This window comes from Lysinibacillus sp. FSL W8-0992 (genome assembly GCF_038008685.1).
In the GTDB taxonomy this organism is placed as follows: domain Bacteria; phylum Bacillota; class Bacilli; order Bacillales_A; family Planococcaceae; genus Lysinibacillus.
In genome coordinates, this window is the sequence record NZ_JBBOZQ010000001.1 from 2,034,659 (window position 1) to 2,049,270 (window position 14,612).

General features: G+C 36.7%; 14 protein-coding genes. 13 read left to right on the forward strand and 1 reads right to left on the reverse strand.

Translation table 11 applies throughout. The features are described 5' to 3' along the window. Positions 1-11 precede the first annotated feature (11 nt). Both pyk and NSQ74_RS10055 read left to right on the forward strand, forming a co-directional pair. Positions 12-1,772 carry a pyruvate kinase gene (gene pyk, locus NSQ74_RS10050; RefSeq protein WP_340823073.1) on the forward strand — a complete coding sequence of 587 codons (1,761 nt, stop codon included), beginning with the start codon at positions 12-14 and terminating at the stop codon, positions 1,770-1,772. Positions 1,773-1,928: 156 nt separating this feature from the next. Beyond that, positions 1,929-2,318: an FxsA family protein gene (locus tag NSQ74_RS10055; RefSeq protein WP_172772408.1), complete on the forward strand. Its 390-nt coding sequence runs from the start codon at positions 1,929-1,931 to the stop codon at positions 2,316-2,318. Here NSQ74_RS10055 and NSQ74_RS10060 read toward each other — a convergent pair. Beyond that, positions 2,302-3,384: an AI-2E family transporter gene (locus NSQ74_RS10060; RefSeq protein ID WP_340823076.1), complete on the reverse strand. Its 1,083-nt coding sequence runs from the start codon at positions 3,382-3,384 to the stop codon at positions 2,302-2,304. The genes NSQ74_RS10055 and NSQ74_RS10060 overlap by 17 nt on opposite strands. A 134-nt stretch (positions 3,385-3,518) precedes the next feature. Here NSQ74_RS10060 and citZ point away from each other — a divergent pair, with 134 nt between their 5' ends. From citZ to NSQ74_RS10115, 11 genes are all read left to right on the forward strand, one after another. After that, on the forward strand, positions 3,519-4,634 hold the full coding sequence (citZ, locus tag NSQ74_RS10065; RefSeq protein ID WP_340823078.1) for a citrate synthase: 1,116 nt from the start codon (positions 3,519-3,521) through the stop codon (positions 4,632-4,634). An 80-nt stretch (positions 4,635-4,714) separates the two neighbouring features. Beyond that, positions 4,715-5,977 (forward strand): NADP-dependent isocitrate dehydrogenase, encoded by a 1,263-nt coding sequence (icd, locus tag NSQ74_RS10070; protein ID WP_340823079.1) that lies wholly within the window; start codon positions 4,715-4,717, stop codon positions 5,975-5,977. 172 nt (positions 5,978-6,149) lie between these two features. After that, on the forward strand, positions 6,150-7,088 hold the full coding sequence (gene mdh, locus NSQ74_RS10075; protein ID WP_340823080.1) for a malate dehydrogenase: 939 nt from the start codon (positions 6,150-6,152) through the stop codon (positions 7,086-7,088). 193 nt (positions 7,089-7,281) lie between these two features. After that, entirely contained in the window at positions 7,282-7,722 is a 441-nt protein-coding gene (locus tag NSQ74_RS10080; RefSeq protein ID WP_340823081.1) for a MaoC/PaaZ C-terminal domain-containing protein, read from the forward strand. Positions 7,723-7,777: 55 nt separating this feature from the next. Beyond that, positions 7,778-8,494 carry a response regulator transcription factor gene (locus NSQ74_RS10085; RefSeq protein ID WP_340823083.1) on the forward strand — a complete coding sequence of 239 codons (717 nt, stop codon included), beginning with the start codon at positions 7,778-7,780 and terminating at the stop codon, positions 8,492-8,494. After that, positions 8,491-10,044, forward strand: a complete 1,554-nt coding sequence (gene pnpS, locus NSQ74_RS10090; RefSeq protein ID WP_340823084.1) for a two-component system histidine kinase PnpS — start codon at positions 8,491-8,493, stop codon at positions 10,042-10,044. Before NSQ74_RS10085 ends, pnpS begins: the two co-directional genes overlap by 4 nt. Before the next feature lie 243 nt (positions 10,045-10,287). Beyond that, the gene (locus NSQ74_RS10095; RefSeq protein WP_340823086.1) at positions 10,288-10,653 is read left to right on the forward strand and encodes a CidA/LrgA family holin-like protein; all 366 of its coding nucleotides are present in this window, start codon (positions 10,288-10,290) and stop codon (positions 10,651-10,653) included. Beyond that, the gene (locus NSQ74_RS10100) at positions 10,650-11,363 is read left to right on the forward strand and encodes an LrgB family protein (RefSeq protein ID WP_340823087.1); all 714 of its coding nucleotides are present in this window, start codon (positions 10,650-10,652) and stop codon (positions 11,361-11,363) included. Before NSQ74_RS10095 ends, NSQ74_RS10100 begins: the two co-directional genes overlap by 4 nt. A gap of 417 nt (positions 11,364-11,780) precedes the next feature. Further along, positions 11,781-12,788, forward strand: a complete 1,008-nt coding sequence (hflK, locus tag NSQ74_RS10105) for an FtsH protease activity modulator HflK (protein ID WP_340823088.1) — start codon at positions 11,781-11,783, stop codon at positions 12,786-12,788. Beyond that, positions 12,788-13,789: a protease modulator HflC gene (hflC, locus tag NSQ74_RS10110; protein ID WP_340823089.1), complete on the forward strand. Its 1,002-nt coding sequence runs from the start codon at positions 12,788-12,790 to the stop codon at positions 13,787-13,789. Before hflK ends, hflC begins: the two co-directional genes overlap by 1 nt. Before the next feature lie 271 nt (positions 13,790-14,060). Continuing rightward, complete coding sequence (locus NSQ74_RS10115; protein ID WP_340823091.1) at positions 14,061-14,492, forward strand: DNA polymerase I; 432 nt, start codon at positions 14,061-14,063, stop codon at positions 14,490-14,492. The last annotated feature ends 120 nt before the right edge of the window (positions 14,493-14,612 follow it).

The following is a 14,612-nucleotide window of genomic DNA, read 5'->3' on the forward strand; positions in this document are numbered from 1 at the left end:
GTGGGCAGAGAATGAGAAAAACAAAAATCGTATGTACAATTGGTCCGGCAAGTGAGTCACCAGAAATTTTAGAAAAACTAATTGAAGCAGGTATGAATGTAGCTCGCTTGAATTTTTCACACGGTTCACATGAAGAACATGAAGTGCGTATTAATTTAATTCGTGAAGTTGCAAACAAATTAGGGAAACCAGTAGGTATTTTGCTCGACACAAAAGGACCTGAAATTCGTACGCATAACATGCAAAATGGGGAACTACATTTAAAAGCAGGTCAGGTAATCGACATTTCGATGACGGAAGTAGAAGGAACAGAGGCAAGTTTTTCTGTTACGTATGAACGACTAATCGAAGATGTACAACAAAACTCAATTATTTTATTAGATGATGGCTTAATTCAATTACGTGTGTTAGCAACAGATACGGAAAAAGGGCTTATTCACACAATAGTAGAAAATGCAGGTGTCTTAAAAAATAAAAAGGGTGTTAACGTCCCTGGGGTTTCAGTTCAACTACCTGGAATTACTGAAAAAGATGCACAGGATATTCTATTTGGTATTAATCAAGGTGTGGATTTCATTGCAGCTTCATTCGTTCGTCGAGCTAAAGATGTTTTAGAAATTCGCGAATTACTTGAGCAAAATGGCGGTAGTCATATTCAAATTATCCCGAAAATCGAGAACCAAGAAGGTGTCGATAATATCGACGAAATCATTTTAGTATCTGACGGATTAATGGTTGCACGTGGTGACTTAGGCGTAGAAATTCCAGCTGAAGAGGTACCATTAGTTCAAAAGAAATTAATCTTAAAATGTAACCAAGTTGGCAAACCAGTTATTACGGCAACTCAAATGTTAGACTCCATGCAACGTAATCCTCGTCCAACACGCGCTGAAGCAAGTGACGTTGCGAACGCCATTATTGATGGAACAGATGCGATTATGCTATCTGGTGAAACAGCAGCAGGGACATACCCAGTTGAATCCGTACAAACAATGAACAAAATTGCACAACGTACAGAAGATTCATTAGATTATAAAGCAATCGTTTCTACACGTAGTCGTGAAAAAGAAGCAAATATGACAGAGGCTATTTCTCAGGCTGTAGCATATACTTCGATAAACTTAGGCGTAAAAGCTGTACTAGCACCAACAGAAAGTGGAAACACGGCTAGAATGATTGCAAAATATCGTCCTGGTGTGCCGATTGTCGCTGTTACTGGCTCTGAAAACACTGCAAATACACTAACGCTTGTTTGGGGTGTTTATCCTGTAGTTTGTGAACGCGTTACAACGACAGACGAAATTTTAGAACTAGCAGTTGACGAAAGCTTGAAGCATGGTTTTGTAAATCATGGTGATGCAGTTGTTATTACAGCAGGTGTTCCTGTAGGGGAAGCTGGTACTACAAACTTAATGAAGGTACACATTATTGGCGATTTACTTGCGCGTGGTCAAGGGATTGGCAAAGCGTCAGTAATTGGTAATACAGTTGTAGCAAAAAATGCAGCTGAGGCATTAGCCTATGATACAGAAGGATGTATTTTAGTAACGGTCGGTTCAGATCGTGATATGATGCCAGCTATTGAAAAGTGTATCGGGCTAATTACAGAGGAAGGCGGACTGACAAGTCATGCCGCTGTAGTAGGGTTAAGTCTTGGTATTCCTGTAATCGTCGGTGTAAAAGAAGCAACAACATTAATTCGCCACGGTCAAGAAATAACAATGGATGCTGAAACAGGTGTTATTTATAAAGGACATGCAAGCGTACTTTAATAGATAGTAAAAAGGCTCTAGTATGGGGTAACCGTACTAGAGCCTTTTAAATAACAATGAAAATTAGTATTTACGCCTGTTTATTTTTTAGTTGAAACTTATTGGGCTATAATAACGTATAGAAGGTATAGCTTTTTCAATAGAAAGGAGAAAAATATGAAAAAATTTTTTCTTAGTTTTGTTGTATATGCATTAGCCGAACTGGCGTTATTAATAGTTATTGGTCAAAATATTGGTGTTTTCAATACATTATTGCTTGTTGTCGCAACGACTATCATTGGCATTTATATAGCGAAAAATAAAGGTATCAATTCAGTAAAAAACGTAAAACATATGGTTGCACGTGGAGAAGCCCCTGGACCAGCATTAGTGGATGCAATGTTGAATTTTAGTGGCGGTGTGCTTTTAGCATTGCCAGGTTTTATAACAGATATAATTGGTTTATTAATGCTACTACCAGTGACACGTAAATTGTTCCAACCACTTGTATTTTATTGGATGCGTAAAAAAATGAAAAAAGGTCAATTTATTATCGTTCAAAAATAGACTTTTCTTTCAGTTTAACTGCTAAAAATAAAAAAATTGGGCTGAGTAAAATACCGTAAAAACCAAATAATAAGATAGAGGCAGCGCTGATGAAAAACGTATGAAACGTTCGTAATTGCAACGTATTTGACCAAAGCATAGATTCAGCGAGCTGCCTTGTTAATTGAACAAACAAATACAAAAGTAAAATCGCACCACATAAAAAGGTATTGCCATTGAAATAGAAGTAAATGCTCATTGGTACAAGAAAGACGCCGATACCAAAGAAGGGTAGTACATCTGCAAATGCTACAATGAATGCTTTAATAATGGCTTGTTCAAATTGAAATATCATAAAGCCCGCGCAAAGTATAAGTAATGTTATCGTAAATAATTGAAATTCTACGAATACAAAGTAATGAAAAAGTTGCATCACTTTCGAAAAATGAGATTGCCATTGATTTCTATATTTTTTGGGGACATATTGAAAGAACCAGTAACGAGATTTTCTTGTTTCGATTAATGCAAAATAATATGCTACAAGGAATATAAAAACTTCAATGACGTGCTTCATAAATATTTGAAATAAATTTGCAGTATAAACGACGATAGAATCGAAAATAGACATTGATTTTTCTTGCAAAAACTGTATAAATATGGATTCATACTCAGTGAACAATGGAAAGTTTTGAAGTGTGTCACGTATTTCAGGAAAGATGAGAATAATACTGTTTATTGAGATGACTATGAGGAGAACTATACAAGAAAGTATCAATATTTCTACGATAATAGCGGCAATCCAGTAATTGATTTTAAAGTATTTATGAAGGAAATTTATTATAGGATATGTTGTAAATGATAAAAATATAGCAAGAGATACAGGTAAAACGAACCAAAGAATCACTAAATAAAAAACAAATAATAAAACATTAATAGTTCTTTCGTATGAAAAATATTTAATATTCCTCAATTTAACAAATTCACCCCAATTCAAATGAAAATATATTGTCAAAATATACAAAATACCCTCTTTAGTACGCTTATATAGTCGCTCGTCCGACTTTTTCTTAATTTGAAGGTTTTTCATTCACAAAGCTGTCAAAAATGATTATAATAACAATGTAAGCGATTTACTTAATGGTTCATGTGAGCAAAAACGTAAATGCTAAGGTTGAAAAAGCGTTTACAACAAAAATTATTAGTATGAGGGAGCGATAATTTATGTCAGCAACAAAAGGATTAGAAGGTATCGTAGCAGCGGAATCTAAAATCAGTTCAATTATCGATGACACACTTACATATGTTGGTTACAACATTGATGATTTAGCAGATAACGCATCATTTGAAGAGGTAATTTACCTACTTTGGCATACTCGTTTACCTAAAGCGGACGAGCTTGCTGAATTAAAACAACAATTGGCAGACAACATGGCTATTCCACAAGCAATTGTAGACCAATTCAAAACTTACCCACTTTCAACTGTACATCCAATGGCTGCACTTCGTACGGCAGTATCTTTACTTGGTGTATTCGATGAAGAAGCGGATGTTATGGATCCTGAAGCTAACTACCGTAAAGCAATTCGTCTACAAGCTAAAATTGCAACTGTTGTTACTGCATTTGCACGTGTACGTAAAGGTTTAGAGCCAATCCAACCTAAATCAGAACTTAGCTATGCAGCAAACTTCCTATATATGTTAAAAGGTGAAGAGCCAGCACCAATCGAAGTTGAAGCATTCGATAAAGCGTTAGTATTACATGCTGACCATGAATTAAATGCATCAACATTTACTGCACGTGTATGTGTAGCTACATTATCAGATGTTTATTCTGGTGTAACTGCAGCTATCGGCGCATTAAAAGGACCACTTCACGGTGGTGCAAATGAGCAAGTTATGAAGATGTTAACTGAAATTGGTTCTCTTGAAAACGTTGAATCTTACATTCAAAATAAATTAGATAACAAAGAAAAAATCATGGGCTTCGGTCACCGCGTATACCGCAAAGGCGACCCACGTGCACCACACTTACGTGTAATGTCACAAAAATTAACTGAACTAACTGGTAAACCAGAGCTTTACGAAATGTCAGTTAAAATCCATGACATGATTGTTGAACAAAAGAAATTACCTGCAAACGTAGACTTCTTCTCTGCATCAGTGTACGATTCTTTAGGCATCGATCATGACTTATTCACACCAATCTTTGCAGTTTCACGTACTTCTGGTTGGGTAGCACATATTCTTGAGCAATATGCTAACAACCGCCTGATCCGTCCACGTGCTGAGTATGTAGGACCAGGTATGCAAAAATATGTTCCAATCAGCGAGCGCTAATTTGGAAAATATGCTAGAATATTTGGGACTGTGTTACCTATAACACAGTCCTATGATTATGAATTTAGGAGGCAACAACAATGTCAAACAAAATTGTAGTTGAAAACGGCGTACTTAATGTACCAAACAATCCAGTAATCCCATTCATCGAAGGTGATGGAATCGGTCCAGATATTTGGGCAGCAGCATCTCGCGTAATTGACGCAGCTGTAGAAAAAGCTTATAACGGTGAAAAGAAAATCGAATGGTTAGAAGTTCTAGCTGGTGAAAAAGCATTCAACCAAACTGGTGAATGGTTACCACAAGAAACTTTAGATAAAATTAACGAATACCTAATTGCAATTAAAGGTCCTCTTACTACTCCAATCGGTGGTGGTATCCGCTCTCTAAACGTAGCATTACGTCAACAACTTGATTTATATGTTTGCCTACGTCCAGTACGTCACTTTGATGGAGTACCTTCTCCAGTTAAACGCCCAGAAGACGTTGATATGGTTATCTTCCGCGAAAACACAGAAGACATCTATGCTGGTATCGAATTCGAATCAGGCTCTGAACAAGCTAAAAAAATCATCAACTTCTTACAATCAGAATTTGGTGTAAATCAAATCCGTTTCCCAGAAACTTCAGGTATCGGTGTAAAACCAGTATCTAAAGAAGGTACTGAGCGTTTAGTTCGTTCTGCTATCGAATATGCAATTAAACATAACCGTCCATCTGTGACACTAGTTCACAAAGGAAACATCATGAAATTCACTGAAGGTGGATTCAAAAAATGGGGTTATGAATTAGCTGAAACTGAATTTGCTGATCAAACATTCACTTGGAACCAATATGATGCAATCAAAGCTGACCAAGGTGAAGAAGCAGCAAACAAAGCACAATCTGAAGCTTTAGCAGCTGGCAAAATCTTAGTAAAAGATTCTATCGCTGATATCTTCTTACAACAAATCTTAACTCGTCCAACTGAGTTCGATGTAGTAGCTACAATGAACTTAAACGGTGACTATATTTCTGATGCATTAGCTGCACAAGTTGGTGGTATCGGTATTGCTCCAGGTGCGAACATTAACTACGTAACTGGTCACGCAATCTTCGAAGCTACTCACGGTACAGCTCCAAAATATGCTGGTCAAGATAAAGTAAACCCATCTTCAGTATTACTTTCAGGTGTATTAATGCTTGAACACTTAGGATGGCAAGAAGCAGCTGACATGATCACTAAATCTGTTGAGAATACAATCTCTTCAAAAGTTGTAACTTATGACTTCGCTCGTTTAATGGACGGCGCTAAAGAAGTGAAATGTTCAGAATTCGCTAACGAACTAATTAAAAACCTATAATTTTTACGAAGCTGTAAAAATTATCACTGTAACAATCCAGCGTGGTTAACAGATATTTGTTTAATGTAAAATTGGTTTGCTACAGTAATATTAGTACCTGGTTTAATGGAGGGAGAGAGAATTTATTCTCCTCCCTTTTTTAGCATACAACCTAAAAAAGGAGCGTATTCAAATGACTTTGAAACGTAAAAAAATCTCAGTAATCGGTGGCGGATTCACCGGCGCTACTGCAGCATTTTTAGCAGCACAAAAGGAACTTGGCGATGTTGTATTAGTAGATATTCCACAAGCTGAAAACCCAACAAAAGGTAAAGCTTTAGACATGTGGGAAGCTGCTCCAATACAAGGTTTTGATTCTTTTGTTAAAGGTACTTCTGACTATGCAGACACTGCAGATTCTGATGTAGTAATTATTACTGCGGGTATTGCCCGTAAACCTGGCATGAGCCGTGACGACTTAGTTCAAATTAACCAAGGTGTTATGAAAACTGTTTCAAAAGAAATCGCTGCTCATTCGCCAAATGCAACCATTATCGTATTAACAAACCCTGTTGATGCAATGACTTACACAGTATTCAAAGAAACAGGTTTCCCTAAAAATCGAGTAATCGGTCAATCTGGTGTACTTGATACTGCTCGTTTCTGTGCTTTTGTTGCGGAAGAGCTAAACATCTCTGTAAAAGACATCACTGGTTTTGTATTAGGTGGTCATGGTGACACAATGGTACCACTTACTCGTTATTCATTTGCTGGCGGTATTCCTTTAGAAACGTTAATCGCCCCAGAGCGTTTAGAAGCAATCGTTGACCGTACGCGCAATGGTGGTGCAGAAATCGTAAACTTACTTGGAAATGGTTCTGCCTATTATGCTCCAGCAGCAGCACTTATTGAAATGGCTGAAGCAATTATTAAAGATCAAAAGCGTATCCTACCATCAATCGCATACTTAGAAGGTGAATATGGGTACAACGATATTTATTTAGGAGTCCCAACATTACTAGGTGCTAATGGTATCGAAAAAATCTTTGAGCTTGAATTAACTGACAAAGAAAAGGCAGCATTGGATAACTCTGCTGAAGCCGTAAAAGCAGTGATGAAAGTTTTAGCTTAATAAAAGCTTATGAAATCGAGTAGGAATCATTCTTACTCGATTTTTTTATTGTACATAAAGAAACTGTCAAAACAGCCTCTATTATTCTTCATAATATGCATACACATAAAATGGTTATTCTGCTTTTCATTGTACTTTTAGAATAAAATTGATACTATGAAGGTAGTATGATAGAAAAGGGGTTGGCGTATCTTTGCTTCAAAAGAACAGTAAGCTTGGTCTCACTATTGATGAAATTACAGTCGGCGAGAAGATTCATATTACTGAAAAAATAGAAGATAAGGATTTATTGCTTTATTTAGGACTTACAAATGATAATAATCCGCTTTACATTCAACATGATTATGCAGCAATGACGCCTTTTAAAAAGCCGATTGTACCAACTATTATGTTAAATGGTATTATTACGTCAGCTGTGTCGAAGTATATTCCAGGACCTGGTGCGCGTATTATAGAACAACATTTAACCTATTTAGGGCCACTCTATCATTATGAATTATTCGATACGCTTTTAGAGGTAACAGCAGTAAATAAAGTACAGAATACCATTACTGTTTCTGTGCTCTCCTATAATGAACAAAAGCAGCTTGTAATTGAAGGTACATTGCTGGTGACACCACCACTGGCATTATAGCGAGCGTCTTGAGATTTGAAATGGGGGTTTCAAATCACTAACGGAGGCAATACACATGACAAAAACTATTTTAGTTGTAGAAGATGAATTTTCTATTGCGACCTTATTAAAATATAACTTAGAGCAAGCTGGCTATTTAGTTGAAACAGCAGCAGACGGATTAGAAGGGTTAAATAAAGCAATGGAAATACAGCCTGATTTAATCCTTTTAGACTTAATGCTTCCTAAGCTGGATGGCATGGAAGTTTGTAAACAAATTCGTCAACAACGTATGAATACACCAATCATTATGCTAACGGCAAAAGATGATGAGTTCGATAAGGTGCTTGGTTTGGAGCTAGGGGCAGATGATTATATGACCAAACCCTTTAGTCCACGGGAAGTTTTAGCACGTGTCAAAGCAGTCTTAAGAAGATTTACACAAAATGTTGTAATAGAGGATAAGGATGAGCCTCAAGAAAAAATGTATGAGTTTGGTCAACTGCGTGTATTTCCTGAGCGATTTGAAGTATTTTTACAAGAAGAAGCACTTGAATTTACACCGAAGGAATTTGAGCTACTCATTTATTTACTAGAAAATAAAAACCGTGTATTAACTCGTGATCAGTTATTGAGTGCTGTTTGGAAATATGATTTTGCAGGCGATACTCGTATTGTGGATGTGCATATTAGTCACCTCCGCGATAAAATTGAAGAAAATAGTCGTAAACCGATGTTTATTAAAACAATTCGTGGTCTTGGCTATAAATTTGAGGAGCCGAAAACTTCATGAAATCAATGAGCAACCGCTTATTCTTGACATTCATGCTCTCGCTCGGATCAATTCTTGCTGTCCTAATGATTGTTATAGGTCAGCTTTTTCCTGTTTATGTAGAACAATACAATGATCGATCGAGTTCCTATAGTCAAGAAGCAATGGAAAAAGTACTTGATGAACGGCAAATTTCCTTATCTGATGAAGATAAGAAAGCATTATTTGCAGCTCAAACAATCGAAATGAAGGACTCACTGCTGTCATATGTACGTGCTCGGCTATATGGTGTGTTAGCGATATTATTTACAATTACGCTTATATTAATTGCTATTGTAAGCCGCTATATGATTCGAAATTTTACCGCACCGATTGATAATGTGACCGAAACGGCACTTGAATTGGCAAAAGGAAATTATCGTGCCCGTGCACACGAAAATGAGCATGAGCGCATGATACCACTGAGTCACTCTATCAATATTTTAGCGCGTAATTTACAGGATATTACGACGATAAGAGAGGTAGAGGAAGAAAGGCTAAAAACGCTAATTGAAAACATGGGCAGCTCACTTATGATGATTGGTCGTGAAGGCAACATATCAATCGTCAATCGAGTGTTTTTAGAACGTTTTGGAATGCAACTGGAGCATGTGCAAGGAAAAGTCTTCCGCACGATTGGTTTACCGAAAACGCTTGAGCAATTTATTGACCATGTGTTTTTAACGGAAATGCCATATCGACAACAAATAAAGATGGAAGTACAACAAGAGCTATACAATAAAGAAGTATATGGTGCACCAGTAATTGGTGATCACGGACGATGGCTAGGCGTAGTCATTGTCATGCATGATATTACGGAGCTTGTTCGACTTGAGCAAATTCGTAAAGATTTTGTAGCCAATGTATCGCATGAACTACGTACACCTATTACATCGATTAAAGGCTTTTCTGAAACATTACTGGATGGTGCCTATAAAGATGAAAAGATGCTGCTATCTTTTTTAGAAATTATGCATAAAGAGAGCAATCGTCTACAAATGCTCATCCAAGATTTATTAGAGCTGTCTAAAATTGAACAACACGGATTCACTGTAAATATTATGCCAATGGGCTTGCAGGATGTTCTTATACGTGGTGCAGAATTAACAGGTCCGCGGCTCGATGAAAAAAATATGAGCTTTCAAGTGGATATTGCCCGTGATGTAGAAGTAATGGGGGATGCCAATCGGGTTATTCAAATTGTTACGAATCTAATTACAAACGCGATTACGTATTCACCTGAAAATACAACAGTAACGATTCGCTTGAAGGAAAATGACACATATGGAATTATTGAAATTGAAGATGAAGGTATCGGCATAGAAAAGAATGAAATTGCACGCGTCTTTGAACGTTTTTATCGTGTCGATCGTGCACGTAGCAGAAATTCTGGTGGAACTGGGTTAGGGCTAGCCATTGTGAAGCATCTAGTGGAGGCTCATCATGGACGGATTCAGGTAGAAAGTAAAGTTGGCGTTGGCACAAAGATGATTGTAATGATTCCAAAAAAATTAACAAATTCTTTACAATAATAATATATAAGATTCAAAATAGAGGGCTATACTATTTTATAGAAACCCCCTATTTTGTATGATAAGATGAAAATAATTTTGAAATCTAACTATGCTTGTATGAAGATTTTTTATGGTTACTACTTAGCTTCACCACAGAAAGAATCTATTTCCTATTTTGTGGAAATGGATTCTTTTCTGTTTTACACATCGTTGATTTAGGTGTAAAGTATAGTAGCATAAAAAATTGAGAGAAGGTTGACCATGAAAATCGTCAAAAGTTTCGTGCAAATTGGCTATCTTTATATAGTGTTATTTATAGGAAATAGTATTGCGCGTTTACTTCACTTGCCGATTCCAGGTAGTATAATTGGGCTTGTTTTATTATTTTTACTATTACAGTTTCATCTTATTAAACTAGAATGGATCGAGTTAGGGGCAGGATTATTACTTAGTGAATTGTTATTGTTTTTCATTCCTTCAGCGATAGGCGTCATTGATTATGATGCGCTAATCGGTATACAAGGCATGAAAGTTGTAGTTGTTATTGTAGTAAGTGCATTCGTCGTAATGTTAGTGACGGGTTTTACTGCACAGTGGTTAGAGAGAAAGAAGGGTGACACTGTATGAGTATAGTTATTGCTGTCATCAGTTTACTAGGAACCATTGCTATTTTTTATGCTTGCAAAGCATTCTATCAAAAGTTTCCTAAAGAATGGCTTACTCCGATATTGATTAGCCCATTAATTATTATTGTATTGTTACTATTAACCGATACATCTTATGCGTCATATAATGCAGGGGCAAATATTTTGTCCAATTTATTAGGGCCTGCAACAGTTGCATTCGCTGTACCGATTTATAAAAATTTTAATCTATTAAAAAAACATGCTTTTGAAATTATTTTTAGCATTGCTGTCGGGTCGGCTGTTGCAATTGCTTCTTCATTTATCATTGCACGCGTTGTTGGACTAAATGATGAACTTGTTCATAGCTTAGTGCCACGTTCGGTCACTACTCCTATTGCGATGGATATTTCCAATATGATAGGAGGATCACCTACTCTTACAGCTGTTTTTGTTATGACAACTGGTATATTAGGTAGTTTGATTGCACCAATCGTTATTCGAATATGTCGTTTCCAAAAGCCATCTGCAAGAGGCTTAATGCTTGGGATGGGTGCTCACGGCACTGGTACATCAAAAGCATTTGAATTAGGAGAACTAGAAGGTACCTTTGCTAGTTTAGCGATGATTGTAGCCGCCCTAATAAGTATTGTTTTATCAACAACATTTTTCCCAGTATTAGAACACCTAGTTATGAATATCCTGTTGCCTTAATGGCGACAGGATTTTTTCTTTTTATTAGTGCCAGGCACACAAACAATTTTGAAATTTTCAGTAGGGTTATCCAAGTAAAAATCCACGAAGACTCCTGCGGGAACGCACAAAACGTAAGACGCAACAAACCACGCGACAGCGAGGGTTGTGGCTTACGTGTGTGCCCGCGGAAAGCGAAGTGGATTTTTCAATTTAGAAGCCGCCATTATGTAGGTATCCATGCTAAGTACCAGGCACTCAAACAATTTCCGTGCTAGTCAGACTCCTGTGTGCCCGCGAAAAGCGTCCGCACGCAACAGAAATCACCGGCAGTATTTTTTCTTTGTCTATAGTCTGAGTTTACTTTATGAAATTATTTTGAATCTTTTTAAAAGCTATACCGTATACAATAGTACTAAGCAAAAGGGAGGAACAGACATGAGTGTGAAAAAGACACTAATGATGGTGGGACTTGGGATATTCGGCATTGTAGCACTTATCGCTGTATTTACTTCGTGGTACACAGTCGATGAATCGGAGCAAGCTGTTGTTATAACATTTGGTCGTGCTGATGAGATGGTCACAAATCCAGGCTTACATTTTAAATTACCTTGGCCCGTACAATCAGTTGAGATTTTATCGAGAGAAACATTCAGTTTACAGTTTGGTTATAAGCAAAATAAAGAAGGCGAATTGGAAGCCTTTGATGCAGAAACGAAAATGATTACAGGTGATGAATATATTGTTCTAACAGATCTTGTTGTTCAATGGAAAATTACAGATCCTCGTAAGTACTTATTTAATGCACAAAATCCAGAAGAAATTTTACATAGCGCTACATCAAGCGCGATTCGCTCCATAATTGGTAGTTCGACTATTGATGCTGCGCTAACAGATGGAAAAGCAGATATTGAAGCAAAAACAAGAGAATTGCTTGTTTCACTCATAGACAAATATGATATTGGAATTGGTGTATTAGGTGTTAAATTGCAGGATGTAGAATTACCGAATGCAGAGGTACGTGCAGCATTTACAGCCGTAACAGACGCACGTGAGACAAAAAATACAAAAACGAATGAAGCTCAAAAATACAAAAACCAACGAATTAGTGAAGCGAATGGTGAAAAAGATGCGATTATTTCAAAAGCAAATGGTGCAAAAACAGCACGTATTGAACAAGCACATGGGGATGTAGCAGTTTTCAATAAAATGTATGAGCAATACAAAGGTAATCAACAAATTACACGCGAACGTTTAATTTTAGAAACTCTTGAAAATGTGTTACCTAAGGCACAAATTTATATTATGAATGATGATGGTAGTACGATGAAGTATTTACCACTACAGGCGTTACAACCAACTATACAACAACAAGCACCAACACAACAACAAGCACAAACAGAGCAACAATCATCGCCAGAGAAAAAAGAAGGGAGCGGTAATTAATGGACCAGAAAAATAAAGATCTTGAAAAATTTCTAAGTTTTTTATCGGGGAAATCAAAAAATACTGCTTCTAGTGATGGAGACAAGGTAATTAAGATGTCAAAAAAGGGCCCATTAAATCCTAAAAAGTACATTTCTCTTGTTGTAACATTAACGATTGTTTTTGCTGTTGCGGTTATTCTCTTTGCTAATGTGTATATTGTAAAAGAATCTGAATATGCAGTAGTTCGACAGTTCGGTGAAGTTGTAAAGTTTGAACGTGATCCAGGCTTGAAAATGAAGGTGCCTTTTATTCAAACCGTGACAACACTTCCGAAAAATCAATTAACTTATAATATTTCAGAGGAAGAAATTAATACAAAGGATAAAAAACGTATCATAATTGATAACTATGCTGTGTGGCGTATTACAGATCCGAAAGCGCTTATCTCCAATGCTGGAACGCTAACGAAGGCGGAATCTAGGATGGCGGAGTTTATTTATTCGGTTATTCGAACAGAGCTTGGTCAACTAAAATACGATGAAATCATTAATGATGAAAACTCTTCACGAGGCAGTTTAAATGACCGTGTGACAGCACGTGTGAATGAACTATTACTAAACGATAAGTACGGTATTGAAGTAGTAGATGTGCGCATTCGTCGAACAGACTTGCCAGCAGAAAACGAGCAGTCTGTATTTACGCGCATGGTTTCTGAACGTCAATCTACTGCACAGCTATATTTATCAGAAGGTGATGCGGATAAACGCCGTATTGAAGCACAAACAGATAGAGAAGTGCAAGAAATGCTAGCAACAGCCAACAAAGAAGCGGCATTGATTCAAGCGGAAGGAGAAGCGGAGGCAGCGAAAATTTACAATGGCTCATTTTCGAAAGATCCTGAATTTTATTCACTATACCGCACATTAGAATCATATAAGAAAACAGTTGGTGAAGATACGGTCATCATATTGCCTTCAACTTCACCATATGCAAAACTATTATCAGGCTATATAGAATAATATTGTAATCCTTGCAGGGGTTTAATACATTAGTTGATGGTAGTGGAGGTGGTGACCCTTGCGGAAAGCACCCCCATAGTAGACTTCAACTGTTAGCAAAAAAAGTGTTAGATTGACGGCCGTCATTCTAACACTTTTTCTCTTTTGTTCCGTTTAAAGTTTCTAGCACCAAAACAAAGAAAATAATGCAAACAAATAATTGGTGGTGTTATAGATTGCTATTTTCTGATAAAATGATGATGTTTAGAAATGACAAATGGGGGTAATAGCTGTGAAATTATATTTTAGCACGTGGCTCCAAAATTTAGGGATTGCTTGTAGTATTGCATCGCTTTTTACACTTTTCTTCCGTATAACTGATTTTGCATGGGTGACGAAAAGTGTTTATTATATTCCGGTATTTTTTGTAATTTTGTTTTTATTAAGTTTAGTCATTGCAGAGGATGTACGAAAAGTTTTCAAAAAAATGTTCTGGTACGAGAAACGTAAAGAAAAACGTCCAATATGGCAAGTTGGAATTGGCTTTATTTTCTTCTTATCACAAATCGGTGTGATTATGGTATTCAGTACAGGGCTAACACATTTAACGCTAGGTGGAATGCCTTTATTTTTCGTTATTGCTTTTATGAATGCCTTCATTATGACAGTTATTTATGAGGAAATATTCCACCGTAAAGAAAGAGTTAATAATGTAAGTCAATAATAGTAGGTGAGTCGATTGCAATTTGCAATTGACTTTTTTTATGGATTTAGCAGAAATACACATGAATTTTTTATCTGATATGCGTCCTATGATTGGTAAAAAGTTTACTTTCCCGATAAA